This window comes from Phormidium sp. CCY1219, from assembly GCF_055795085.1.
Map to the genome: position 1 here is coordinate 34,285 of NZ_JAYFEQ010000418.1, position 26,503 is coordinate 60,787.

Below are 26,503 nucleotides of genomic sequence, written 5' to 3' on the forward strand. Positions count from 1 at the left end.
TAACACAGAAAAAGGTAGGAATCTTTGTTAATCTAGAAAGTGTGAGAATTGTAGTCGAGTGCCAAACGGCACGCTTTGAGGAATGCAAAATTGTCAAACTTGTAAACACAGAGGAACGAAAACCTGCCCCATGCAGAAAAAAGTGTTTATCGTGACTGAAATCGAACAGTTAGCCAATCGCGGATACTGCGATCGCTGGCAACCGGCGTTAGCGGGGTAATAGCTAAAGCAGTGGTGGGAGCGATCGCCCTAGAGCGGTTGCCAACCCGGTAGAGTCAAAATAGGGAGTTTTCCGTGGGGGGGGGAATAGAGGGGCAGGTTCAGGAAAGTTCATCCCCAATCTAGAAACTTGCTGTCAACCCGCCCCTACATTGGTGGGTATTTTTTTTGAGAATTATCGCCCATTAATCCGCAGAATGGGAGATAGCAGATTGGGAAAACACAACCTCATCCAAGGCGTGATTAATCTGCAGTAAAATGGCTCTAAAAATGCGGGGTTCGTTCGCGATCCACCAAGAGGCAGCGGTTTTGCAATCCACCACAGCGCGAACCTGCGGGGTTAAAAGCGGGGAAAATTCTGCCAGAGCCTCGGAGTCGAGCAATGCAGCGATCGCCCGTTCCCGGATAGGGGTAGCGCGAGCCACCTCAGCTTTTTTGCCCAATAATTCCGGCAGAGTTTCCCTCGGGGAAGCAAGTGCGTTTTCCGGGGTAGAAATCTGCTGTTGTTTGAGAGCGATGCACTGAGATAGAGCCTGTAAAATCAGAGTTTCAATCACCTGCAGTTGCGGTTCTAAGCGATGAATCAGAGAAATTACATCGTTTAATTCCACATAAACTTCTTCGATAAATAAGGTAGCCGATTGATGAAATGGATGTAGGGGATCGATTCGAAAGGTTTTGGTCGGCAACCGATCGAAATCCGCTTCTACTTGTTGCCAAAGGAGGGTTAACAATTGACTCACTCCGATCGCCTCGCGATCGACAATTGCAGTGTGCAACAATTTGCGGGTTTCTGAGGCATTGACCATATCCACGAACCCCTCCACATAAGTCCCCAACTTTTTGCTGGGGTCGAGCTTAAACTTTTTAATGGGCAGAGCTTGCACGAGACGCGCGATCGCCTCGAGTTGGGAAGACACCGGGATAGTGGCAATCAATTGAGACATGGGATTGGAATTCAGGGGATCGACGATAGGGGAAAAGCGATCGCACTGTGGCGAGGAATGCGGCAAGAGGGGGGAAAGGGTGAAGGAGAACCCTTGCCCTTGTCCCCGCCTTGGGGGAAACCGTCAGGGAAACCGTCAGGGGATAAACCGAAGCTGACGGGGGGAGCCATCGTCTGCAAACCGTTGTTCGCCGATGCCGATCGCTTCGATGATTATCTCACGCTTTGGCGGTATCCAGTTGCCATCCCGGGCAGAAATCTCCACCACCAGTTGTCGTTCGTCTTGGGTGACTGAATAGGTGATGGTAGAGCGATCGCCTTGTTCGTAGGCAAAACTGTCACCGTCATCCTCGTAAAGGACAAAGGTTTTGTGCAGAGTTTCCGGGCCAGTTATCGGCCAAATGCGGATCCGAAGAGCATCCAGGGGGCGTTCGTTTGCATACTGCATCACCGGAGCCATTGGAATTATCGCCCCAGCACTCACGTAAAGCGGCATACGGTTCAGGGGAGCAGCGGCCAAGATATAGCCCGGGCCTTTGTGAAGCTCCCCCGTCCACCAATCGTACCACACCCCGGCGGGCAAATACACCGCCCGACAGGTGACCCCGGGACGGTAAACGGGAGCCGCCATCAAAAACGGACCGAGCATCACTTGGTCGTGGAGGGTGTAAGTTTGGCGATCGCGGGGAAAATGATAAAGCAGGGGGCGCAAAATCGGTGCCCCAGAGGTAGCCGATTCCCAGAACAAGCTGTAAATATAGGGTAGCAGGCGATAGCGCAATTCGATATACTCGCGACAGATACGTTCTTGCGCCTCGCCGAAGCACCAAGGTTCGTGACGTTCCGTACCCAAAGCCGAATGGGCGCGCATCAGGGGATAAAGCATACCCACCTGCATCCAGCGCGCGAACAATTCCGCCGTTGCATTGCCCGCAAACCCGCCGATATCGCAGCCCACAAACGGCACGCCAGAAAGGCCCATATTGCATAACATCGGCAGCGACATTTCCAGATGTTCCCACAAGGATTGATTGTCCCCCATCCATACCGAAGACCAGCGCTGAATGCCGGCAAAGCCCGATCGCGTCAGCACAAACGAGCGTTTTTCCGGGCGGTGTCGCCGCAACCCTTCATAACAGGATTTTGCCATCATGTGACCGTAGAGGTTATGGACTTCCGCGTGAGTGGTACGTTCCTCCGGCGGGCCTTGGGGGGCATCCAGGGGGAAAGAAATTTTCTCGCCATTATCGCCAAACGGGCGATCGGCGATTGCCGGTTCGTTCATATCATTCCAAATCCCCGCCACGCCCACATCGGTGAGAGATTTGTGGCACTCCCCCCACCAGTGTCTCACATCCCGGCGGAGAAAATCGGGAAACAGGGCTTTATCCGGCCAGACATAGCCGTGAAACAGTTGCCCATCGGCTTTGCGGACGAAATAATCCCCCGCACATCCCGCGTCGAACGCGGGATAATCCGCTTCCGGTTCGTACTTCACCCCCGGGTCCACGATCGCCACCGTATGGAAGCCATTGCGTTGCAGTTGCGCGAGGGTTTCCGCCGGATCTGGAAAGCGAAACGGACTCCAGGTAAAGACGCGATAGCCGCGCATGTAGTCGATATCCAGATGAATGACATCACAGGGAATGCGGCGATCGCGAAACTCCCGCGCCAACTGCAGCACTTCCGCTTGGGAGTCATAACTCCAGCGACACTGATGATAGCCCAGCGCCCATTTCGGCGGCATCGGCATTCGTCCCGTCAGCTCGGTATAAGTAGCGAGAATCCGTTCCGGTTCCGGGCCGTAGATAATATAGTAATCCAGTTCATCGGCGCGGGTTTCCATACTCGAGACCCCTGCTTGTGCCGCACCGATATCGAATTGACTCCAAAAGGGGGAATTGAGAAATATACCATATCCCACATTCGGACGCAAGGCCATAAAGAACGGAATGGCTTGGTACATTTCATCGGTGAGGACGCCATAATCCAGGGCATCGGTAGTCCAGTTTGTGGCCACTTTCGAGCGTTTGTCCAGCAGTCCCGTGCGTTCCCCGAACCCATAGAAGTGTTCTTCCGCTTCGATGTGCTTCGCGCAGGCGATCGCTCCCATGCGCCAGCGCATCCCCGCCTCCGTATCGGCGGCGAACGGTTGACCTTGAGGGTTGCGACAGGTAATCCGAGGCGGGTTCAGATTGATGCCAACCTCCATTCGGGCGGTTTGGAGAGTGGCGACATCGGCGGTTTGCTCCAGGGTAAAGTCGGTTTCGGGCCATGCTTCGTCTGGTAAGGTGACGGCCCAAGACCGACGGGGCATGAATTCCCCGGTGGGGGACATTCGCACGCGCACTAAATTCGGTGCCAGCACTGCGATCGCCACTTGCGGGCCGCCACAGTCAAAATAAATCTGGCGACCAGACGGCTGTACCGATTGTACTGCATCCAGACCGTTCCAGGGCTGTGGGCTGCTTGGAAGTTTTCCGAAATATTGTGGCATAGAATGGTTCGATGGGTGATTGTTTTTCATCATCTTTCCTTCGTAGGATATCACCCAGCCATGCAATTGGTTGCTCTCTATACAAAACGCCCATCAGGCGAGGAACCCCGAGGGAGAGCCTCTTTCCGCCCGGGTTCCCCTGTCTGCCCCTGCAAAAATACCTCTTTAGGTAGAGGAGAGGCTACTCCATCGACAGAGGCGATCGCGGCATCCCTGTGTCTACAATGAGAATATAGAATAGCAGTTAAACCTTGTGCTGATTGATGGCACGAGGCAACTTATTCGACATCAGACATCAGTGGCACTGGCGATGGGCGCTCCAAAAAAGCGCGATCGTTTGCCAGACTGAATTTTAATACGGAGGAACTTAAAATATGTTAAACCGATTCTCTCGAAAAAACGGTCTGCCTCGCATCGGAGGGTTTCGCACCAGCGCGATCGCCCTAGCATTGATGGCAATGCTGTTGCCCGCTTGTAACCAGCAAGAGCCAGAAACTTACGAAAATGCCGAAGAATCCAACGTGACGCAAGAAGAAGTCGCCCAATCTGCTGAGCAACTCATCGGTCAAACCGTGAGCATCCGAGGAGATGTGGAAGACACGGGAGATTATCCCACTTCCTTTTTAATGGACGACGACACCTTGTTTGGCGGTGAAGAAATTCTCGTCATCAATGCCACGGAATACCCCTTTGTGCTTCCCGAAGATGACGAGATTGAAGTGCAAGTTACCGGCGAGGTTCGCAACTTAGCACGCGGTGATATGGAAAATGAATTGGGCATTGATTGGGATGCAGGGATGTACTCCGACTGGGAAGGCAAACCCACCATTATCGCCCAGTCTATCGTATTAGCCCCAGAACCGGAAGAGATAGTCGAAAATCCCGCCCAGTTTTACGACCAACCCCTGGCGGTGGAGGGTGAAATCGCAGAAATTGTCGGTCCGAATGTATTTACCCTCGAGGAAGAAAATCTGGCGATCGTCAATGTGGGTGCGGGACAACCCCTGCAAGCAGGCGAAGAGGTTGTCCTCACCGGTGAATTGCGTACATTCGTGTTGGCTGACTTGGAACGAGAATACGAATTAACTTGGGATTTAGACGTGCAAGAACAGCTAGAAGCTGAATTTAGCGATCGCCCGGTCTTTGTTGCCGAAGGAGTCTATCCCAGCGCTAAATAATTGATTGGTCATTGGTCGTTGGTCATTAGTCCTTGGTCATTTGTCATTAGTCCTCGGTCATTAATTGAAAGGGTCAGTGGGGGAGCAAACTCATTTGCACCCTTACCGATGACCTGGAAAGGCAATTTGGAGGCGGAAGCGACAAAAAACGGCTGACCCACCAGATTAAGCGTTAAATTTGGGAAAAATTGGCACAATCTCTCTTCAATGGGGGTTACTTCTCCACGAATATTCGGCCTAGGATTTTTTCCCTTGGCAAGTGCCCCTTTGAAGAGATGCAGTTAAATATTACTCCAGTAAGAGGCGATCGCTCATCTAAAGGCAGAGGCGATCGCCCTTTCATTTGGGCTAAGATAAAGGGAGATGAACAGTTATCGCTCGCTATTCTGTTGTAGAGAAGAATAAAAAAGCGATCGGAATGTAGAGTAAGGAAGAAAATTTAACATGAATAACCAATTTAAAAGCAACACCCATTTAACCGACTTCGGCATCCGCACTGGGGCGATCGCCTTAGCGCTTTGCGCCGCGTCACTGATGCCCGGTTACAGCAAAAGCGAAGTGGAAGCCGCCACGCCTCGGATGAAACAAACCATCCCAGCAGAAGAAGTTTCCGAATCCACGAGCGAATATCTCGGGGAAACTATCACCATGCGCGGCGAAATCGAAGAAACCAACGAATATCCAAACTCGTTTTTAATCGATGACGAACGCTTTTTCGGCGGCGAAAATATTCTGGTGTTGAATGCCACCGGAGATGTGATTTCACTTCCCCAGGAAGATATCGACGTGCAAGTTACGGGTGAAGTTAGAGAATTTCAAGTCGCGGAGATCGAGCGAGAATTTGATTGGGATTTAGATGCGGATTATTACGTGGAATATGAAGGGCAACCCGCGATTGTGGCCACTTCCATTGTCTTATCCCCAAAACCAGAGGAAATCACCGAAAATCCCCGCGTTTACTACGGTGAAGACCTCTCCATCGAAGGGGAAGTTTCGGAAGAGATGGGCGTGAATACCTTTACCCTGGAAAATGACGAATTTGGCGGCGAAGACTTGCTAGTTTTAAATGCAAAAACCGGAGAAATCGTCCAAGATGGGGACAAAGTAGTAGTCACCGGAGAAGTGCGTCCATTCATTATCGCCGATCTGGAGCGAGAATACAGTTTAGATTGGGATTTAGACATGCAGCGGCAGCTAGAAGCGGAATACGAGAATCAACCCGTATTAGTGGCAGAAGGCATCTATCCGGCTGCGGAATAATTAAATCCCCTTGCCAGTTATCCTAGGGCAACTTTGAGAGCCAATCGAAACTGGGGGATGGCGGATAAAATCCCGGGTTTCCAGTTGCCCGGTAAGGGATTGCACTCATTGCTGAAGCCGATTTGCTCGAGCCGATCGCGCTTTGGGGAATGAATCCGGTGCAACTGATTTCCCGTCCTCACCCCGAGAACTACTCCCTAGATAGAGGCGAATATTCTCCGGTGGGGTTATCCTAGAAATATAACGCAAGCTCGATGATTTAAACAAAATAAAAAAGCAAGAAACACGCTTAAATATAGAGCGACTGCTAGTGCAGCAGTCCGGAAAATGATATGAGTTAGGAGGAAAATCTCTAATGCTAAACGTATTCACAGAGAAAAAATTGGTAAACCGTGGCGTTGGTTTCGGTACCGGTGCGATCGCCTTAGCCGTAGCATCTGCTTTATTTGTGCCCGGTTATGGGAAAACCAATGTAGCCCAAGCCAATCCGATGCTGAAGCAAAACGCCGAAATCGAAGAAGTATCCGACTCCCCGACACAATACGTCGGTGAAAGCGTCACCCTGCGGGGAAATGTAGAAGACATTATCGATCGCAATTCGTTCGTTATCCAAGAAACCGATGAGTTGATCGGCGGTGACAAAGTGCTGGTGCTGAATGCAGCGGGAGAACCGATGAACTTTGCCGACGATGAAGAAATACCCATTCAAGTCACCGGTCAAGTGCGCTTGTTTCGCGCCGCCGAACTCGAGAGAGAATTTGGCTGGGACTTTTGGGATCCCGACTTGTATGTAGAATTCGAGAACAAACCGGTAGTGATTGCCCAATCCGTTGCGTTAGCGCCGGAACCGGACGACATCCGAGAGAATCCGCAATTATTCTACGGCAAAACGATTGCAGTGCGCGGGGAAATCGACGAATATTTTAGCATTAATGCCTTTCGACTCGAGGATGAAGAATTCTTTCAAGGCGACGAACTGCTCGTCCTCAATTCTGACACCGGAAAGATGATTAATGCCGGCGATGATGTGGTAGTGACCGGCGTGCTTCGTCCCTTCGTGATGGCAGATATCGAACGAGAATTCGATGTTGACCTGTGGGATTTTGAGCTGCGAAGAGAGCTAGAAGCAGAATTCGATCGCCGACCGATGATGTACGCGCGCGAAGTTTATTCCGTAACCGACTAAGGAAATCAAATACAGCAATTCATTCTGCTGAGTTAGGCAACTCCATCCCCTCGGTTTCCACTCGAAACGGGGGGTTTTTTCAGGAATAGAGGGTGGGTAAACCTACCACACTCAGCGGTAAACAATCCTCAAATTTAAACCATGAAAAATACGAACAACAAAATGCACGAAAAAGCAGTCAGCAAAGCGGCAGAAATGGGACTGGCCAGCAGTTTGACTGAAGTAGAAGACTTGAACGTAGAAGTGCAGTGCGATCCGGGCAAGATTGTTTCCGGTCAAGTGGAAACAGTAGAAATATTAGGTGAAGGCTTGGTGATGAAACAAGACCTGCGGATGGAGAAAATGGAAGTAGAAACCGAGGCGATTTCCATTAACGCCATGCGCGCTGCGATCGGGAACATCGAACTGGAAGAACCCACAGCGGCACAGCTTCGCGTTATCCTCACCGAACGGGATATCACCCGTGCTTTTGCCTCGGATTACATCCACCAAAAACTGCAAAAGTTGCGGGTAACAATTGATGGAGAACCGAAAACCCTGGACATTCAAAAGGTAGATTTTACGTTACCGGGAAAGGGTAAAATACACCTGAGTTGTAATGTCTGGGTGCGCGAAACCGGAGAAAGCAAGCCCGTCGCCTTTACCGCAGTGCCCCAGGTGCGATCGAATAATCACGGCGCAACCCTGACGGATATTTCTTATGGGGACAAACGGGAACTTTCCCCAGAACTCACCGCCGCATTGGTGGAGAAATCCGATGACATTCTCAACCTCCGCACCTTCGAGTTATCTGGCATTTCCCTGCAACTGGAAAACCTGGAGGTTAAAAAAGGGCAAATCAAGCTACAAGCGCAAGCCTATATCGAAGAAATTCCCACAGCTTAAAGCGGTGAGAAAAAGCCGATCGCAAATGGGCGATTGAAATCGCCCGCTTTAATTAACCAGCGATCGGACATGAGATTAATTTCCCCTAGGGTGATTCCCCCTTGGGTTATCTTTTGCCCGGTATTGCGGATTAAATACCCTCTTCAATGCGTCGCACATCGTCCGGGGAAAGTTGCAATTCTACGGCCCGCACCGAGTCTTCGATGCTGGAAATTTTGCTTGCGCCGGGGATGGGAAGGATACAGGGAGATTTGGCGCGCAACCAAGCCAAGACGATACAATAAACGGAGAAACCTTTTTCCTGGGAAAGTTGTTGGAGGATGCGAATATCGGACAGTTTGCTGACGCGACTGGAACCGCCGAGGGGACTCCAGGGAAAAAAGGTGAGTCCTTCTTTTTCGCAGTATTCGAGAACGCCGTTAGATTCGGGTAGTCGATGCCAGGGATTGTACTGATTTTGCACCGAGACGATTTCGACAAATTTGCGGGCGGTTTGAATTTGTTCGACGGAAAAATTAGACAGACCAATGTAGCGAATTTTGCCCGCTTCTAGGGCTTCTTTTGCCGGGGCGAGGGAGTCTTCGATCGCGTAATTCGGATCTGCTGCGTGGTATTGCCACAGGTCGATGGATTTTTCGCCGCCGAGGGCCTGGAAACTCTCTTGAATGGTTTGGCGCAAATGGTCTGGGTTGCCGTTGCGAACCCAGTTGCCATTCGGTCGCATCAGACCGCCTTTTGTGGCAACAATGACCTGGCTGGTATCGCCGGAATACTGCTGCAGTGCTTTGGCGATTAAGCGTTCGTTATGGTGCTTGTCCGATTCATCTTTGCAGTAGGAATCTGCGGTATCGATGTGTCTCACGCCGAGGTCGAGTGCGCGATGAATCACCGCGATCGCTTGCGACTCCGGGGGGCGGCTGCTCAATGACATCGGCATCCCGCCCAATCCAATCGCACTCAAAGTGACATCGGTATTTCCCAGTTTTTTCGTTTCCATACTCTACCCCAGTTGGTTTGATTTGGTTGGGACTTCCGCAAATCGTCCCATTGAAAGTGACCTGTAGGGTAGCGTTCGAGTTTGCCACCCTACCCGTAATTTAGGTGCGAAAGTCCGGTTGTTATCTTAGTGTATATCGCAAGAGTGCCCCGATCGCGTCAGTCTTTAGATAGAGATTCGCGGCGGCGCTCCAGTTTTTCCCCGATCGCCGCCGAGTTAGGCGCGGGTGAGGCGCGGCACAATGCTAGCTCGAAGCGCTGGTGTAGAAGCGCAGGGCGAAGCGCCAGAATGCCATCGAAGCGCAAAGCAAGGCGATCGCCAGCAAAAACGCCGCCAGCATCCACACCCATTCGATGCGCCCCAACATCGCCTGGGCGGGGATGGTGGTCAAAAATGCCACGGGAACGATAAAGGTGAAGAAGAAGCGATAAGCCGCTGGATAAGCCACCATCGGAAATCGACCGGCTTCGAGCAAGCCGCGCAGCACTTCGGTTACGTTATATATCTTGACAAACCAAATACTGGTTGCCCCCAGGATAAACCACAGACTGTAGAGGCTGATGATGCCGCACAGCAGGGGAATCGCACTCACCAGATAATCCCGTGCATGCAAGTTCAGTCGGGTGCCGGCATAACCAATTACCGCCAAACCCAACAGAAAATCTGGCAATCCCCAAGGGGAAACGGTGCGCGCCGAGAGCCAAAATTGCGAACTAATCGGTTTCAAGAGTACGAAGTCTAGGGTGCCTTCTTCCACGTGACGCACGATGCGGTTGAGGTTGGGAACCAGGAAGGTGGCGGAAATACCTTGCAGCAGGGTAAAAATGCCGAGAACGATTAAGGCTTCTTCCCATTGCCAGCCGGCAAAGTTATAATTTTGGCGGTAGAATAAAAACAAGGCAAACCAACTGCCGGCTAGATTGCCCAAACTGCTAAGTGCCGCTAACAAGAAGTTGACGCGGTATTCCAGTTCCGCCGCGATCGCCGCACTCCAAAACAAGATTAAGGTCTGTAGGTATCGTTTCATTTCCAGAATCGGTTCGCCTCCAATTGAGCGTTTCTTAGGGAAAGGGACAACGAAGACCACCCGGGGTTTTCCTACAGGAAATCCGCCCCGACACTGCAGCCGCCTCACGCTCCCCAACTTTATCAAAATTTCCCAAATTTTATCAAAATCAATCGCCAAAATCAAATCATTAAAATCTATCATTTGGCTGAAACCCAAAAAAATTCGGGACAATCTCGATGCGATCGCCTCGATGCTGGTTCAATCGGAACACAACCGGATTGGGACTTGCCATTGTCTCGCGATTAGTCAAACTTTTGCAAGGCAGAATTCAGGTAGAATCGGAAGTCAATGTGGGGTCTACTTTTACCGTAATTTTGCCGATGAAATTGCAAGTTTAATCCCCGATTTCGATGTTCGTGGAATTGGTTTTGCCGGGGGGAAGTAAATCCGGTGGAAAGAACCCTGAAAGCACCGGGCGAGAAGGAATATCCCCCGGATTTTCCTACGCGCCCATCCCGGAATACTGTCGCAAACCGCGACGCCACAACCAACGATTAATGACTAAAAATATTCCCGTCCAACCCAGCATCACTGCCACACTGCGGACCGCATCAACGGGCAATCCAACTAACAACGCCGCTGGAAAATGAATCAGATAGGGAAAGGGGGTCCATTGCACCACTTGGCGCACCGGTTCGGGGAAGACTTCCAGGGGAGCAACCATTCCGGAAAGAAACAAGTAAAATAACATCCAAAACTGTTCGATCGCCACAGCGCGTTCTATCCAAAACGAAAACAAGGCAAAGGTGTATTGAATCACAAACCGCAACACAAACGCGATCGCCACCACCACACAACACAGTAAAACTTGCCCCAGACTCGGCACCCAAAATGCCTCGGGGTACAGGGCAAAAAACAATAAAATCAGCCCGATAACAAAGGGCAACCGGGCAAATCGTTCGGCGACATGGGTAGCAAAATGATGCCATACCGGATCGATGGGTTGCAGTAATTTAGGAGAAAGCTTTCCTTGCACCACTTCTTTTTCAAACTCCCAAATCACCCATACCACCGTAAATTGTCGCACCAGAAATGCGGCAAAAAAATAGCGCGCAAATTGCACCGGTTCTAAGGCAAACTGACCCGCCTGGGAGGCTTCGATCCAGATGCCCATGAGAATAAATGGCAATGAACCAGAGAGCAACCAAAATAAAAGTTCGGCACGATATTCCACCAGGTAGGCGTAATAAACCGAAAGCAGGGTTTTGGCAATTTTCAAAAATCGAGGCATGATAGGATTTTAATTGATGTGCGAATCGTTTGTATTCGATGGGCAATGCCCACCCGACGACGAGGACATTACCCGATCGCACCGGCTTGAAATACGCGACCGATGACTTCTTCGATGGGCGGATCGGTGACGGTCAAATCTAGAATATCTAACTGTGCTAAAATCTGACTGACCGTGGCGGTGAGGGAGTCGCGCCGTACCAGCAAGCGCAGGGACTGACCCTCGATGGATTCTACTTCACCATAGGTAGAAACCTGCTGGCGTAGTTTGGCTTCATCGGCGACTGGGTGAGTCAGTTCCAGTTGCACCTCGCGATAGGGGGCAAAGCGATCGAGCAAGCCGGCTAAACGACCATCATAAATCAACTCGCCGGCATAAATCAAAATCACGCGATCGCACAGGGCGGTAATATCCGCCATGTAATGACTGGTGAGCAAAATCGTCGCCCCAGTGTGCTGATTGTACTCCCGCAAAAATTCTCGTACTCCCGCCTGGGCGTTGACATCCAAACCCAAAGTGGGTTCGTCGAGAAACAAAACCTGCGGATTGTGCAACAATGCTGCCATTAATTCTGCTTTCATTCGCTGTCCCAAAGACAGTTTTCGCACCGGTTGTTTGAGTTGGGGTTGCAGGGAAAGCATTTCGCTCAATTCGCCGATGCGGCGGCGACATTCTTTATCTGGAATTCCATAAACCGCCCCATTAATTCTTAACGAATCAATCGCCGGTAAATCCCAGATGAGCTGTTGCTTTTGTCCCATCACTAAAGTGATTTTTTGCAAGAATGGTTCTTGTCGGCGATAGGGGACGTGACCCGCCACTTCCACTACGCCGCGCGAGGGGTGAATCAAGCCGGTGAGCATTTTTAAGGTGGTGGTTTTCCCCGCCCCATTCGGGCCTAAAAAACCCACCACTTCCCCGGATTCGATCGCAAAGCTGACAGATTTAACCGCTTCCACTTGGCGATAGTTCCGGCGAAAAAAATGGCGCAGGGTGCCGGTGAGTCCCGGTTCTTTGATCGGGACTGGATAGATTTTGCTGAGTTGATCCGTAAAGATAATCGACATATTGTTTAGTTTACACAACAATTTACCCTTCTGAAGCACTGCATGTTCCATCTACAGGGATGGAGGGCGGGAGGGCACCCACCTTTTCCGCAAACCGATGCATCTGGGGCGGTGGGGGCCACGGGCGTCGCGGATCCATCCCCCCAGAGACCCCCCGCCCCTCCTCCGGTTCATTGGTGCGCGATCGCGACCGTCACACCAGCTTGTCTTTACAATTTTACTGCATGTTTTCTAACTTGCGGGTTGATGAGTTTCAAGTCATTATGTGTCATGGGTTGTGGGATTTAATTCACAAACTGCAATGAAAGCCGGAATTATTTTACCAAATCTCTTCCCCGGTAAATAGAGAGAAATAACTAACGCTAAAATAAGCTCGATCCAGGTGTACAATAAGAAAAAACGACAAACTCGTAATTCATTCACCCTTTACCCTTAACCTTTCTTTATTCACAGTTATCCCAAGGACGAGAAAATCTGATGATAAATCCGAATTCCGAATCAAGGGGTGCCAATTGTGGGGAGATTGCAGATACATTTCCATCACAGCAGCGCCTTGCATTATTAGAGGAACGATGTCGCGCTCTTGAGGCTACATTACGGCAAAAAGAAAGCGAATTAAACCGATACCGCACTTTATACGACGGAAACCCGTGTTTTTACGTAATCCTGGATAGTGACGGGGTGGTGTTGCAGGTCGATCGCTGGGAGGCACAGCGTCTGGGAGACCCCCCGCCAGGGTTGACGGGCAGCTCTATGTTGCAGTGGGTGTGGCCGGACGATCGCCCTTCTTTGCAGGAAACCTTGCAGGGCGCGACCCAGGAAGGAGCCACAATGATGACTTGGGAAGGTCGGTTAGAATTTCCCGGTCGGGCCGAGGTGCGCGTCTGCGCCACGGCGATTTCTGTGGCGCAGACGCCGCCGCCCACGGAGTCGGCGGGGCGAAGGGTGATATTGATCGCCCGAGAAAATGGCGATCGCCCCGTGGCAACCGCCCCACCCTGGGATCGCGACCCGAGATACTGCCGCATTTTTGAAACCGCACCGATGGGCATGGCGCTGATCCATTTAGAAACCCATCAATTCATCGAAGTCAACCCTACCTTGTGCAACATGCTGGGATATTCCCAGAGGGAATTAACCCAACGCACTTGGATGGACATTACCCCGGAAGAAGATATCGAGGAAAATATGCGCTGGGTAAAACAAGTCATCAGGGGCGAAAATGCCAGGAAGGGACTGGACAAACGGTATATTAAAAAAAATGGCGAGATAATCTGGGCCAATCTGAACGCTACGGTGATGGGAGACGCCGAGGGCAAACCGATTTATCGGTTGGGAACGATTCAGGATATCAGCGATCGCATCGCCAGCCAATCCGCCTTGCAAGACAGCGAACAACTGCTGCAAAATGTGTTGCAAACCCTGCCGGTGGGGGTGTGGATTCTGGACAAAAGCGCTCGCATCTTGCGCGGAAATTTGGCGGGAGAAAAAATTTGGGGGGGCGTGAAATATGTCACCAGCGATCGCTATGACCAATATTGCGCCTGGTGGCCCGACAGTGGCAAGCGAATCGAACCGGACGAATGGCCGGTAAAGCGCGTATTAACCACCGGAAAAACTTGCCGCAACGATATTATGAATATCCAAAGCTTTGATGGCAAGCGCAAAACCATTTTAACCACCGCCGTCCCCCTGCGCGATCGCGCCTCGGAAATCGTCGGGGCGGTGGTGGTGGCCCAGGATATCACCGAGCAACGATTGGTAGAAAATGCCCTGTGGGAAAACCAGCGTTCCATCCAAAAAATTGCCGATGCCACGCCGACGATTTTGTATCTTTATGATTGTAGAGCCAAACAAACGATTTACTGCAACCAACAAGTGAGCGAGCTGTTAGGATACTCGCCTAAAGCGGTGCAACAAATTGAGTCGATGTTTCCCTTCGGGTTGATTCATCCCCACGATCGCGACAGCTTGAGGCATAATATCGAGCGATTAATTGCCGCACCGGAGGGAGACATCGTAGAAACCGAATACCGACTGCGCGATGCGAGCGATCGATGGCGCTGGTTTGTGGGTCGAGATATTGTGTTTACCCGCACCGCCGAAGGGGTGCCGCAACAAATTCTCGGCACTGCAACGGATATTAGCGATCGCAAAGAAGTCGAGGCGGAATTAGAACGATATCGGCTGCACTTGCAGCACTTAGTTCGCATCCGGACCAGCAAACTGATCGAAACCAATCAAAAGTTACAGGCAGAAATCGCGGAACGCATCAGGACCGAAGAACAACTGCGCGAGAGCGAAAAACGCTATCGCCTGCTGGCGGAAAATTCCACCGATCTGATTTCCACCCACAATCGGGAGGGAATTTATCGCTACGTTTCCCCTGCCTGTACCACCCTGCTGGGGTACGATGCCGAGGAATTACTGGGTCATAACACTTACGAGTTTCTCCATCCAGAGGATATCGACACCATCCAACAATGCCACGCCCGGATTTTAGAACGGGCGGTGACCGACTCCGCGATCTACCGATTCCGGCACCGGGACGGGCATTATGCGTGGTTGGAAAGCACGATGCGCGGCGTGTGGGATAGCCAGACCGGAGAATTTATCGAGATTCAATGTGCTTCGCGCGAAATTGGCGATCGCGTGCGATCGCAACAGGCATTGCAAGACAGCGAAGAACGGTTTCGCCAGCTTGCCGAAAATCTCACCGATGTGTTTTGGATGATAAGTGCCGATCGCCGCGAACTCCTGTACGTCAGTCCCGCCCTAGAGAGGATCTGCGGTCGTGCTTGTGCCAGTTTGTACGAACGCCCAGAATCCTTTCTCCAGTGGATTTATCCCCCCGATCGCCACCGAGCGATTGTCAGCTTCGCCGATTTGCCCGGGGGAAACTACGATGAAGAATATCGCATCCAACGACCGGACGGTGAAATCCGCTGGATTCGCTCCCGGGCATTTCCGGTGCGCGATGCTTCCGGGGTCATTTATCGGATTGCCGGCATTTCCCAGGATATCACGGAACTGAAACAAGCACAAGCGGAAAAAATCCAACTGATCGCCTCTTTGCAAGACAGTCAGCACTTTATTCAAAAAGTTGCCGACACCGCCCCGGTGATTATTTATTTGTACGATATTCTCCAACAGCGCAACCTGTATGCCAACCGCGAGATTGCCGAGGTTCTCGGGTACACCCCGGAGCAAATCCAGGCAATGGGAGGTGACGCGATGCCTATGCTGCTGCATCCGGAGGATTTAGAGAGGCGATCGCAGCACTTGGAACAATTCGAGCGCGCCAGCAACGGCGAAATGTTTCAGTGCGAGATCCGCATCAGAGATGCCAGGGGAGAATGGCGCTATTTGCAATGTCAGGAAACCGTCTTCGCCCGCACCGCACAAGGACAACCGCAACAAATTCTCGGGGCGGCGATCGATATTACCGATCGCGTCTTAGCCGAAGCCGCAATTCGCGAAAGTCGGGAAAAATATCGGGTATTATTTCAAGTGTTGCCCGTGGGCATTTCCGTCAGCGATAACCGGGGCAATTTAATTGAAGTTAATAAGGCTTCCGAGCGGATTCTCGGGATTTCCAAACGCCAGCATAATGGGCGACAACAGGATAGCCGAGACTGGCAAATTTTGCGTCGGGATGGGTCGCCGATGCCGACGGCTGAATTTGCCGGGGTCAGAGCGCTCAGGGAAGGACGACTGGTGGAAAATCAAGAAGCCGGGGTGGTGAAACCCAATGGGGACATCACCTGGATTCGCGTCACTGCAGCGCCCATTCCCCTGGACGGCTATGGGGTGGCGATCGCCTATATGGATATCACCGAACTCACTCAGACGATGGAAGAACTGCGCCGCAGCGAACGCAAATTTAGAACCCTGGCGGAAAATATTCCCGATATTGTGGCTCGCTTTGACCGAAACCTGCGCTATCTTTACGTCAATCCGGCGATCGCAACCGTAACGAACTCGAGCATCGCCGATTGTATCGGCAAAACCCATCAAGAGTTAGGAATCTCGGCAGAAGTGGCATCGGCGTGGAATACCATGATGCAAACCGTATTTGAAACCGGTCGCGACGCGGCGATGGACTTGGCATTTCCCACCGCCAAGGGCATCCGGTACTATCACGTTTACCTGGTTCCGGAATTTGGCGACAATAGTGAGGCACACTCGCGCCGCCTATCGGTGGAGTCGATTCTTTGTATCAGCCGGGACATTACGGTTCGCAAGCAGATGGAAGACTCCTTGAAAATGGCGCGGGCACGGCTGCAACATTTGATTGCGGTCAGTCCGGCGGCGATTTACAGTTGCAAGCCCTATGGCGATTTCCTTCGCCAGAGCTTCGCTTACCGCGCCATTACCTTTATCAGCCATAATGTGAGCGCAATGGTGGGCTACGACCCGCAGGAGTTTCTCGATGCTCCTCACTTTTGGAGCGATCGCGTTCATCCGGAAGACCTGCCCCAGGTGTTGGCGCGCGGGGCGCAGCTATCCCACGCCAAGTCTCTGGTGTGCGAATACCGCTTCCGCACTGGAAATGGTGACTATCGCTGGATTTACGATGCAGTGCAACTGGTGTGCGATGAGGCGGGAGATCCTTTGGAATTGGTCGGCTCTTGGATCGATATCAGCGATCGCAAAGCCGCCGAGGAACAACTGCTGCGCCTCAGCCAAACCGTGGAAGCCGCCCGGGACGCGATCGCAATTGCCGACCCGCACCAAACCCCATTATATCACAATCCGGCATTTGTCAAGCTGTTTGGCTATACCGTCGCCGACTGCATCGCCCTGGGCGGCCCTTGTGCCCTCTATGCCGATCCGACCCTAGGGACGGAAGTTTTCGAGGCCATTTCCCGGGGAGACGCCTGGACCGGGGAAGTGCAGATGCTCACTCGTGAGGGAGAAACCCTGGATATTTTACTGCGCGCTTATGCAATTAGCAACGATCGCGGAGAGTGCATTGGATTAGTGGGGATTCATACCGATATCAGCGATCGCAAGCGCATGGAACAAGAACTCGCCCACCATGCAGCGGAGTTGGCGCGATCCAATCGCGAACTAGAACAATTTGCCTATATCGCCTCTCACGACTTGCAAGAACCCTTGCGGATGGTTGCCAGTTACACCGAGCTTTTGTCCCGACGCTATCGCGGTCAACTGGATGAAAAAGCTGACAAATTTATTGCCTATGCCATCGATGGGGCAAACCGAATGCAGCAGCTTATCGATGACCTGTTGCAGTATTCCCGGGTGGGCACTCGAGGCAAGCCTTTTGTACCAGTAGATATGCAAGAGATTTTTACCACAGTGACCCGGAATTTGCAAATGGCGATTGAGGAGCGCGCGGCGGTGGTGACTTGCGCCGATCTGCCGGTGGTGAATGGAGACAACACTCAATTGCTACAGTTGTTGCAAAATTTAATTGGGAATGGGATCAAATACTGTGAAGCGCGATCGCCTCGGGTTCATCTGGATGTCACCTATGGCGACAACGAATGGCTCTTTTCCGTGCGGGATAATGGCATTGGTCTCGACCCCAAATTTTCCGATCGCATTTTTTTGATTTTCCAGCGCCTCCATACCCGGGAAGAATATTCCGGCACCGGCATCGGATTGGCGATTTGCAAGCGAATTGTGGAACGCCACGGCGGTCGCATTTGGGTAGAATCCCAACCCGAAATTGGTTCTACCTTTTATTTTACCCTGCCCGATTCTCTCACCGGCAATTCCGGCGCTTGAACCGACAATTATTGCTTCTTTAACGCGATTTTAACCGGGTTCCCAGCGCCAAATCCTGGTATGTTCTGTCATCGAGTAACTGATGCTATATCAAGTCCGGATAAACCCAACTTTTATAATTTCCATGCTTCCATTAAAACTGGCAAAATGGCTTGACAAATTACCAGAATTAATTCCCAAATGTTTACTCTCCTTGCCTGGGTGCCGACCCTTCCGTTAGCGCCGAATTTACAACCATTTTGCTGGATCTCGGGATACAGGCTATTCGGTGAGCTAGGAGTTGAATTTTTCCGTAAACTTCCGCCCAGTTTTTAAGGATGCCGACGATGGATATCCGGATGAGAGAAACCCTGGAACATCCCGCTGGATAAGCTTGGGGAGTTCTGGGGAACCAAGGAAAAAGAAAAGTTCTAAAAAAAACCTGCAACGGCGGGCGATCGCCCAGGGATGTCAGAATATTTTAAGGAGCAGTTGAAAAAGGGATAATTTAGAGTACGATATGAAACGGATGGGCAATTCTGTATCCGAGAGGTTGCCATCGGCGTTCCACCGTATGGCCTCCCGAATGCACCACTGATTGCCTAGGGCAGATTTGGATTGAATACCGCAATTTAGAGCTGGCAACTTGCCAGAGAAAAAAAGAGGCTGAAAGGCGACCAAATTTATTAGAGGTGTTTTATGAAACCTGAAGTGCTTCAAGTTCTGTTAGTAGAAGATAACCTGGGTGACGCCGAACTGCTGCAAGAGCTATTAGAAGAAGCAACCGGCAGTGAATTTGAGGTGAAAGCCGCGATCCGCTTGTCAGATGCCTTGACTCACTTGAGCGAAAATAACTATGAAGCGATTTTGTTAGATTTATCCCTTCCCGATAGTCAAGGACTCGATACCCTGGTGCGGGTACAAGAAGTTGCCGATCGCCAGCCGATTATTGTATTAACCGGACTCAATGACGAAGAAATAGCCGTGCGGACGGTGCGACAGGGGGCGCAGGATTATTTAATCAAGGGACAACTCAATGGCGTATTGCTCGGGCGAGCGATTCGCTATGCCATCGAGCGCAAACGAGTCGAAATGGCCATGCGTTATGCATTAGACCAAGAACGAGAAATGCGGGAATTAAAATCGCGGTTTGTCTCCACCATTTCCCACGAATTGCGATCGCCCCTGACCACGATTTTCGCCTCAGCGGACTTGCTACACAAATTTAGCTCGCGACTGAACGAGTGCAAAAAAGGGGAAATGCACCAGCAAATCAAAGCAGCGGCGCAGCGGATGAATCAGCTACTCGATGATGTGTTAACCATATGGAAAGCCGAATCTGCCGAACAGCCATTGATTCCGGTTTTGATGGATTTAAAGCAATTTTGCCGGGATTTAGTCGAGGAATGTCACATTCAACTGGAAGATTTGCAATCGTCGCACAGGGGGGAAAGCGATCGCACCATTGTATTTGTCAGCGATTGTTCCAGTTGTCCCGCCTGCGTCGATCGCAATTTATTGCGACAAATATTGAGTAACTTGCTCTCCAATGCCATCAAATATTCCCCCCAAGGCGGAACGGTGCGCCTCGAGCTAAACTGTGATGGGAGCAATGCCATTTTCCGGATAAAAGACGAAGGCATCGGCATTCCCGAGTCGGATCTAGACAAGTTATTTTCCACCTTCTATCGCGCCAGTAATGCCGGGGGGATCTACGGCACCGGATTGGGATTAGCGATTGTGAAAAAAGCGGTAGAATTGCATGGGGGTGCGATCGCCGTGAGCAGCGAAATCGGCGTGGGTTCCACCTTTACCGTCACCCTTCCCTTATCTCCCACCTTCCTCGGGAACGCCTCGCGCACCGTGGAGGAAAAATCGTGAGCGGGCGATCGCCCCTCGGGAAAACTTGTTTTAAAATCGCAATAGGTGGGTTGTCCAGTTCGATCCGACGATCGCCCGGTTTCCGGGCTGTCAACCCCACGAAATGGCAACTCAGCATCAAAAAATGTATGATATCAAGTCAAAGAACTAGAAACCGCGCAGATTCTTTAGAACGAGGCATGGGGGAGATATTGACTCACATTTTACTGGTGGAAGACCATCTCGGGGATGCTGAATTGCTGCAAGAAATTTTATCCCTCGTCAGTGCCGATCGCTTTCACATCGATTGGGTGCAACGAGTCAGCCAAGCCTTAGAATGCTTGGGTGAGGTGGGATTTGATGTGGTATTGTTAGATTTATCCCTACCCGACTCCCAAGGGTTAGAGACCCTGATGCGGGTGCAAGCCGCCGCCCCCACCGTACCGATCGTGGTGCTAACGGGTTCGAATGACCAACAACTGGCGATCGCCGCAGTTCGCAACGGCGCGCAAGATTATCTGGTCAAAGGTCAGTTAGATGGTGCGGGCATCTCCCGGGCGATTTACTACGCGATCGAGCGCAAGCAAACCTTAGAACAACTGCGACAAAGCGAAGAACGGTTTCAAGCCCTCGCCGCCGATCGCGACGCCCAAGTGCAAGAGCGCACCCGGCAATTGCAACAAGCCCTAGAGTTTGAAGCCACCCTGAAACGGATTATGGAAAAAGTCCGCGACAGCCTCGACGAAAGCCAGATTTTACAAACAGCGGTGGAAGAATTGGCGATCGGGCTAAATGTGGACTATTGCGATGCAGCACTCTATGACAGTGCTTTGCGCCTCGCCCGGGTATGTTACGAGTATAGTAAAAATTATCCCTCATTTTTGGGGCGCGTGGTGCAGATTGCCGACACGCCAGAGATTTATTCCCAATTGCTCAGGGCACAGACGGTACAGTTTTGTCCCCTGGTAATTGGTAGTGCACCCGATCGCGCCGCAATTTTAGCCACGCCGATTTTTGACGAATCCGGGGCGATCGGGGATTTGTGCTTGTTTAAACCCGCCGGGGACACCTTCAGCGAACCAGAAAGCCGACTGGTGCAGCAAGTGGCGAATCAATGCGCGATCGCCGTGCGTCAGGCGCGCCTCTATCAAGCCGCCCAAGCGCAAGTGAGGGAACTCGAACGGCTCAACCGTCTGAAAGATGATTTCCTCAGTACCGTCAGCCACGAACTGCGAACCCCAGTGGCGAATATTAAAATGGCGGCGCAAATGTTAGAAATTATTCATACCCAGCATAAATCCGCCTCAGAAACCGCAAAGGCCCCAGCCTCCCTGCTCCAACGGGGCGATCGCTACATCAAAATTTTACAAACCGAGTGCGATCGGGAAATGAAATTAATCGAAACCATCTTAAACCTACAGCGACTCGATGCCGGCGTAGAATCCATCGAACTGAGCGCCATTAACTTACAACAGTGGATTCCCTCCTTAATTGCCCCTTTTGAACCTTTGGTACAAAAACAGCAACAACGCTTGCGCCTGGATATCCCATCCACCCTACCCCCAGTGCTGTGCGATAGCGGCATGTTAGGGCGCATCCTGTCAGAATCCATCGAGAATGCCTGTAAATATACGCCCCCCGGAGAAGAAATTGCGATCGCCGTACAGCGCGATCGGCAGCACTTGCGCTTTCAAGTCAGCAACACCGGCGTGGAAATTCCCCCAGAAGAACTCCCCCATATTTTCGATAAATTCTATCGCGTCCCCAGCACCGACCCCTGGAAACATGGCGGAACCGGATTGGGATTGGCTCTCGTTCGCAAACTCACCGAACACCTCGGCGGCACCATCCAAGCCACTAGCGGCGACAGCAAAACCTCCTTTATCGTCGAATTGCCCTGGAGGTCCGCCACCGATACCGCCAATTCCCCCCTCTTCAACCCAGAATAATCGCGATCGCGGGTACCGCCCCCTTGCTATGCTAGATTGTGGGACTCGCGCCCCCTCGATCGCACCGGAAAACTGCCCTTGATTTGCAATGCTCAATCACCCTCACCCTGCCAAACCCAATCGCCCCGCCCCCTCCCACCCCCATCAACCCCACGCCGCCGCGATCGCCCAACTAGACTTGATGATTCGCGCCCGCTACCCCCTGCTTTACCTCGTCGCCGTGGAAGAAGAACCGGTGGAAGTCGTACTGCACAATGTCGCTCATTTGTCAACCCCCCAACGAAAAGTATTTTTCTGGGATATCGTGCGCGGATGGCAAGACAACAACGCCGCCAAAGGATCCGTCATGGCAGCCCTCGATCGGATCGCCAAAGCACCCCCCCAAGAATATGCCATTTTCGTACTGCGCGACTTGCACCCCATCCTCAAACATTCCGCCTCGGAAAAAAACATGCCCATCATCCGAGAATTGCGGAATCTCACCCGGGAATTAAAACGCTCTCGCAAAACCTTAATCCTCACCGCTCATACCCTCGAAATTCCCCCAGAATTGCGCGAAGAAATCACCATCATCGACTTTCCCTTACCCGACATTAACGAAATCAACTACTTAATTTCTCAATTCGTCAAACCCGAAAAACTCAACATCAATGGATTAGCCCGAGAACAATTAGTCAAAGCTTGTCAGGGATTGAGCCGCACCCGAATTCAGCGCGTCTTAGCCAAAGCCCTCGCCGCCAAACAACAAGTCAACGAAACCGATATCGATAGCGTACTCGAAGAGAAAAAACAAGCCATTCGTCAAACCGGGATTTTAGACTTTTTGCCCACCCGAGAATCCCTGAAAAATGTCGGCGGTTTGGACAATCTCAAACAGTGGGTGCAGATGCGAAAAGATGCCTTTACCGAAGAAGCGCGACGCTACGGCATTCCCAACCCGAAAGGTATCTTGCTCGTCGGCATTCAAGGCACCGGAAAATCCCTATGCGCCAAAACCATTGCCCACGAATGGCGCTTGCCTTTATTGCGCTTAGATACCGGGCGCTTATTTGGCGGCATCGTCGGCGAAAGCGAAAGTCGAGTACGTCAGATGATTCAACTGGCGCAAGCTTTGGCTCCTTGCGTGTTGTGGATTGACGAAATCGATAAAGCTTTCGGGAATATTAGTGGCGGTTCCGATGGGGATTCTGGTACCTCTCGCCGCGTGTTTGGCAGTTTGATTACTTGGATGCAGGAAAAAACCGCTCCCGTGTTTATTGTTGCTACTGCTAATAACGTGAAAATTCTGCCAGCGGAATTGTTGCGAAAAGGGCGATTTGACGAGACGTTTTTTCTGAATTTGCCTACAGAAAGGGAGCGCGAAGAGATTTTTAAAGTCCACCTGCAGCGCCTGCGCCCCAGTCGCCTGCGCGATTTTGATTTCGCTTTGCTCGGGCAACATTCCCGGGAATTTAGCGGGGCGGAAATCGAACAGGCGATCGTGGATGCCATGCACCGGGCATTTAGCTCGGTTGTGAATGGACAACGCCGGGATTTTACTACGGAAGATATCTTGCGGGAGATGGAAGAAACCGTGCCCTTAGCCGCGATCGCCCGCTCTCAAATCGAAGAGTTAAAACAATGGGCCGCCCAAGCCGGTGCCCGCACCGCCTCCAACGATACTCAGTTACTCGAAGAACTGAAAAAACAGTGGTTAAATCGACAATAAACGGGGGCGTTTGTCATTCATTGTTTTACTCGTTTATCCCAGGATATGGGGAATTCAGTTAACAGGTTCACTCAGAAGGATTAAACTACCATGTCTCATTTTACTACGATAAAAGTCCAAATCAAACAAGGGGAAATTCTGCAAGAATGCTTGCAGGAATTAGGCTATTGCGTAGAGCGCGATCGCAAAGTGCGCGGCTATGGCGGGAAAACCACAAAAGCCGATTATGTCATCAAACAACCCAATGGCTACGATATCGGATTTCGTCGCCAAGCAAACCGTTACGAACTGGTAGCGGATTTGTGGGGGGCGCGGATTAATGCCGAGGAATTGGTGAATGCGATCGGGCAAAAATATGCCTACAAAACCTTAATGACATCGGTGCAAGAACAAGGGTTTAGTGTAGAAACAGAAGAAACCTTAGAAGATGGCACGATGCGGGTTGTGGTGGGGCGTTGGATGTAGAAAAAAAGCCCCGCACCCTGAAGGGTAAGACTCAAATCAAACCTTCGCCCGCACCAAGCGGGCTATTTTGAGCAGACACCTTATGATTCGGGGCATCATCCAGCTTTTGCCGCAGAACAATCCCGGAAAAAAATGCTATCCTCAATTAAAATAAGGTATAGCCAACAGGGGTAAAGCGATGTCACATTTTAAGAGCATCAAAACCCAGATTCGCGATGTAGAGTCGTTGCGAAAAGCATTAGCGGATGTGGGATTTAGCACAGTAGAAGTCCACGATACGCCGCAAGGGCTTTACGGGTTTGAGGGAAACCTGCGCCCGGAAACCGCCGAAGTGATTGTGCGCCGAAAATATATCGGTTCTGCGAGTAACGATATCGGATTTAAGCGTCAGGTGGATGGGCAATTTACGGCGATAATTTCCAATTACGATCGCGGCAAATATTCGCAAGAGTGGGTGAATCAACTCACCCAACGCTATGCCTATCATACCTTGATTGCCCGATCCGGTACGGAAGGATTTAGCATCGAGTCAGAAGAAAGCTTAGAAGACAGGACCGAAGCGGGTGGTGGTGGGGAAATGGGTGTAGCGATCGCTGCCATTGGGTTAGTTTAAGCTCAGCTTATTGTAACTTGGCGATCGCGCCGGCGTCTACCAAGGTTTCCCCGGTGAGTACATCGCGCACGGTGGCCAACAATACCCGCTGTGCGTTAACTTCAAACTGCACCGCGATCCGATCGACCCCCAATTGTCCCGGAGGGTTCAAGCGCGCCACGCACACCGAGGAGCGATCGCGATTTAAAGCGCGAAACTGTTCTTGAGTTTGCACCTGGGTACTGGTCATCCGACCATACTCATCATACATCACTTCTGCCTGAGAAATTTCCCCCACTTCGCCGATATCCAGGCGAATTTCCCGCTGACCCTCGATCGCCACTTTTAAAATCAGGGGTTCCGCCCGCGCCGTAGGATATTTAATTCCCTTTTCAAACAAAGGATAATAAAAATGCCGCGCTTGTGCGGGATCCCAGAGACGAATCGCATAACTGTGGTGCAGATAATCCTCTACCTTAACATAATCGCGCAATGCCAGCGCGCCATGTGCCACCGCTTCGAACGGCTTATCCATTTTCACTCGCGATCGGCCAAAATAAGACAGAATTAAACTCTGCACCGCCGGAATCAAACAACTTCCGCCCACCAGCAACACTTGCTCGATATCCGATTTCGAGATGCCCTTTCCCAGGGCGATCGCCACCACCTCATCCAACGCTTGGCGCAACTGTTCTAACAACAGTCGCTTTTCCAAAATCTCCTCCAACCCTTCCCGACTCAACACCACTTCGTGAGACATAAAATTCTCATCATCAAACCAACTTTCTTTCGCCTCCTGCTGGCGAGACAATTTCATCTTCAATCGTTCGGCAATTTCTAACAAATTTTGCCATCCCACCGAACCCACTTGCGCTTTCGACAATCCAATCTGCTGCAAATACTCTTCCACAATCCAGATATCGATATCGATACCCCCCACATAAGCATCCGACTTTGCCAGTACCTCCGCCTGCAACACCTTGTTTTCCCCACTCCCCAGAGCAGTGCGAACCAGGCTCAAATCCAGGGTTCCGCCGCCAAAATCCACCACCAGCACCACCGTTCCGGGTTGGTTCACCGCATAGCCCAAAGCAGCGGCGGTAGACTCATCCACGATATTGATTTCAGGCACACCGAGTTTATCTCCCATCTCGCGAAACCAGTCGAGATAGCGCTCGAATGCGCCCACCGGCACTGCAAACACCACCCGGGAGGGTTGCACGTGAGCGCGGGCGAGTCGCTGCCAAATTTCGCCGATAAACTGTTGCGAAATAGTGGGGGCCGAGTAGCTGTATCCATCCAGCACTCGGGGCGGCGGTTGAAAGTCTGCCGCTAAATCCCGCTTAAAGCCTTGAAAGAGGCGATCGGGTTGAGCGAGTCCCAAGCGCGTGGATATCACTTGCTGTCCGACAATAAGGTGATTGCCCGGTTTCACAAACACTTGAGAAGGGATGACGGGGATTTCTCGGCTTTCCCCGTTGCGTTTCTTCATTTTAAAGATGCGCGAAATTTCCCTAAATCGGAGGGTTTCTGGGGTATTGCGGTCTGGGTTGAGGATACTGACGACGGTATTGCTCGTGCCGAAGTCGATCGCAAGAGTAGTCATAGAAAATCTGCTGGATGGTGGATGGTGGATGGTAGATGGGCGTTTCCCGTTCCCC

The 26,503-nt window shown here is 51.4% G+C and carries 20 protein-coding genes; 12 read left to right on the forward strand and 8 right to left on the reverse strand.

Going from position 1 to position 26,503, the window contains the following annotated elements:
- Positions 1 to 404: 404 nt before the first annotated feature.
- Positions 405 to 1,166, reverse strand: a complete 762-nt coding sequence (locus tag AC0QH1_RS09445; protein WP_324630822.1) for a hypothetical protein — start codon at positions 1,164 to 1,166, stop codon at positions 405 to 407.
- A gap of 135 nt (positions 1,167 to 1,301) precedes the next feature.
- A complete protein-coding gene (locus AC0QH1_RS09450; protein WP_324630823.1) occupies positions 1,302 to 3,662 on the reverse strand; it encodes a glycoside hydrolase family 31 protein in 2,361 nt (786 codons plus the stop codon).
- A gap of 374 nt (positions 3,663 to 4,036) precedes the next feature.
- On the opposite strand from AC0QH1_RS09450, the gene AC0QH1_RS09455 reads away from it, so the two are divergent.
- Both AC0QH1_RS09455 and AC0QH1_RS09460 read left to right on the forward strand, forming a co-directional pair.
- Positions 4,037 to 4,840, forward strand: a complete 804-nt coding sequence (locus tag AC0QH1_RS09455) for a hypothetical protein (RefSeq protein ID WP_324630824.1) — start codon at positions 4,037 to 4,039, stop codon at positions 4,838 to 4,840.
- A 444-nt stretch (positions 4,841 to 5,284) separates the two neighbouring features.
- Positions 5,285 to 6,100, forward strand: a complete 816-nt coding sequence (locus AC0QH1_RS09460; protein WP_324630825.1) for a hypothetical protein — start codon at positions 5,285 to 5,287, stop codon at positions 6,098 to 6,100.
- A 17-nt stretch (positions 6,101 to 6,117) separates the two neighbouring features.
- Here the strand turns inward: AC0QH1_RS09460 and AC0QH1_RS09465 are convergent, their stop codons facing one another.
- Positions 6,118 to 6,282, reverse strand: a complete 165-nt coding sequence (locus AC0QH1_RS09465) for a hypothetical protein (RefSeq protein WP_324630826.1) — start codon at positions 6,280 to 6,282, stop codon at positions 6,118 to 6,120.
- Between the two features lie 173 nt (positions 6,283 to 6,455).
- On the opposite strand from AC0QH1_RS09465, the gene AC0QH1_RS09470 reads away from it, so the two are divergent.
- Complete coding sequence (locus AC0QH1_RS09470; RefSeq protein ID WP_324630828.1) at positions 6,456 to 7,286, forward strand: hypothetical protein; 831 nt, start codon at positions 6,456 to 6,458, stop codon at positions 7,284 to 7,286.
- Positions 7,287 to 7,427: 141 nt separating this feature from the next.
- Positions 7,428 to 8,171, forward strand: a complete 744-nt coding sequence (locus tag AC0QH1_RS09475) for an LmeA family phospholipid-binding protein (protein WP_324630829.1) — start codon at positions 7,428 to 7,430, stop codon at positions 8,169 to 8,171.
- 130 nt (positions 8,172 to 8,301) lie between these two features.
- On the opposite strand, the gene AC0QH1_RS09480 is transcribed toward AC0QH1_RS09475, so the two are convergent.
- Both AC0QH1_RS09480 and AC0QH1_RS09485 read right to left on the reverse strand, forming a co-directional pair.
- Positions 8,302 to 9,168, reverse strand: a complete 867-nt coding sequence (locus AC0QH1_RS09480; RefSeq protein WP_324630830.1) for an aldo/keto reductase — start codon at positions 9,166 to 9,168, stop codon at positions 8,302 to 8,304.
- 244 nt (positions 9,169 to 9,412) lie between these two features.
- Positions 9,413 to 10,195 (reverse strand): ABC transporter permease, encoded by a 783-nt coding sequence (locus tag AC0QH1_RS09485; RefSeq protein ID WP_324630831.1) that lies wholly within the window; start codon positions 10,193 to 10,195, stop codon positions 9,413 to 9,415.
- A 260-nt stretch (positions 10,196 to 10,455) separates the two neighbouring features.
- On the opposite strand from AC0QH1_RS09485, the gene AC0QH1_RS09490 reads away from it, so the two are divergent.
- Positions 10,456 to 10,575, forward strand: coding sequence for an ATP-binding protein (locus AC0QH1_RS09490; RefSeq protein ID WP_324630832.1), 120 nt, complete (start codon positions 10,456 to 10,458; stop codon positions 10,573 to 10,575).
- Positions 10,576 to 10,679: 104 nt separating this feature from the next.
- Here AC0QH1_RS09490 and AC0QH1_RS09495 read toward each other — a convergent pair whose 3' ends face one another.
- Both AC0QH1_RS09495 and AC0QH1_RS09500 read right to left on the reverse strand, forming a co-directional pair.
- On the reverse strand, positions 10,680 to 11,468 hold the full coding sequence (locus AC0QH1_RS09495; RefSeq protein WP_324630833.1) for an ABC transporter permease: 789 nt from the start codon (positions 11,466 to 11,468) through the stop codon (positions 10,680 to 10,682).
- A 68-nt stretch (positions 11,469 to 11,536) separates the two neighbouring features.
- The gene (locus tag AC0QH1_RS09500) at positions 11,537 to 12,535 is read right to left on the reverse strand and encodes an ABC transporter ATP-binding protein (RefSeq protein WP_324630834.1); all 999 of its coding nucleotides are present in this window, start codon (positions 12,533 to 12,535) and stop codon (positions 11,537 to 11,539) included.
- A 59-nt stretch (positions 12,536 to 12,594) separates the two neighbouring features.
- Between AC0QH1_RS09500 and AC0QH1_RS09505 the strand changes: the two genes are divergently transcribed.
- The 7 genes from AC0QH1_RS09505 (at position 12,595) to AC0QH1_RS09535 (ending at position 24,863) form a co-directional block, all read left to right on the forward strand.
- The gene (locus AC0QH1_RS09505) at positions 12,595 to 12,840 is read left to right on the forward strand and encodes a hypothetical protein (RefSeq protein ID WP_324630835.1); all 246 of its coding nucleotides are present in this window, start codon (positions 12,595 to 12,597) and stop codon (positions 12,838 to 12,840) included.
- Between the two features lie 172 nt (positions 12,841 to 13,012).
- On the forward strand, positions 13,013 to 18,289 hold the full coding sequence (locus tag AC0QH1_RS09510; protein WP_324630836.1) for a PAS domain S-box protein: 5,277 nt from the start codon (positions 13,013 to 13,015) through the stop codon (positions 18,287 to 18,289).
- 678 nt (positions 18,290 to 18,967) lie between these two features.
- Complete coding sequence (locus tag AC0QH1_RS09515; RefSeq protein ID WP_324630837.1) at positions 18,968 to 20,149, forward strand: hybrid sensor histidine kinase/response regulator; 1,182 nt, start codon at positions 18,968 to 18,970, stop codon at positions 20,147 to 20,149.
- Positions 20,150 to 20,340: 191 nt separating this feature from the next.
- Positions 20,341 to 22,077 carry a hybrid sensor histidine kinase/response regulator gene (locus AC0QH1_RS09520; protein WP_324630838.1) on the forward strand — a complete coding sequence of 579 codons (1,737 nt, stop codon included), beginning with the start codon at positions 20,341 to 20,343 and terminating at the stop codon, positions 22,075 to 22,077.
- 181 nt (positions 22,078 to 22,258) lie between these two features.
- Positions 22,259 to 23,785, forward strand: coding sequence for an AAA family ATPase (locus AC0QH1_RS09525; RefSeq protein ID WP_324630849.1), 1,527 nt, complete (start codon positions 22,259 to 22,261; stop codon positions 23,783 to 23,785).
- A gap of 90 nt (positions 23,786 to 23,875) precedes the next feature.
- On the forward strand, positions 23,876 to 24,250 hold the full coding sequence (locus AC0QH1_RS09530) for a DUF1257 domain-containing protein (protein ID WP_324630839.1): 375 nt from the start codon (positions 23,876 to 23,878) through the stop codon (positions 24,248 to 24,250).
- Positions 24,251 to 24,428: 178 nt separating this feature from the next.
- Positions 24,429 to 24,863: a DUF1257 domain-containing protein gene (locus AC0QH1_RS09535; RefSeq protein WP_324630840.1), complete on the forward strand. Its 435-nt coding sequence runs from the start codon at positions 24,429 to 24,431 to the stop codon at positions 24,861 to 24,863.
- A gap of 7 nt (positions 24,864 to 24,870) precedes the next feature.
- Here AC0QH1_RS09535 and AC0QH1_RS09540 read toward each other — a convergent pair whose 3' ends face one another.
- Positions 24,871 to 26,448 (reverse strand): Hsp70 family protein, encoded by a 1,578-nt coding sequence (locus tag AC0QH1_RS09540; protein WP_324630841.1) that lies wholly within the window; start codon positions 26,446 to 26,448, stop codon positions 24,871 to 24,873.
- Between the last annotated feature and the right edge of the window lie 55 nt (positions 26,449 to 26,503).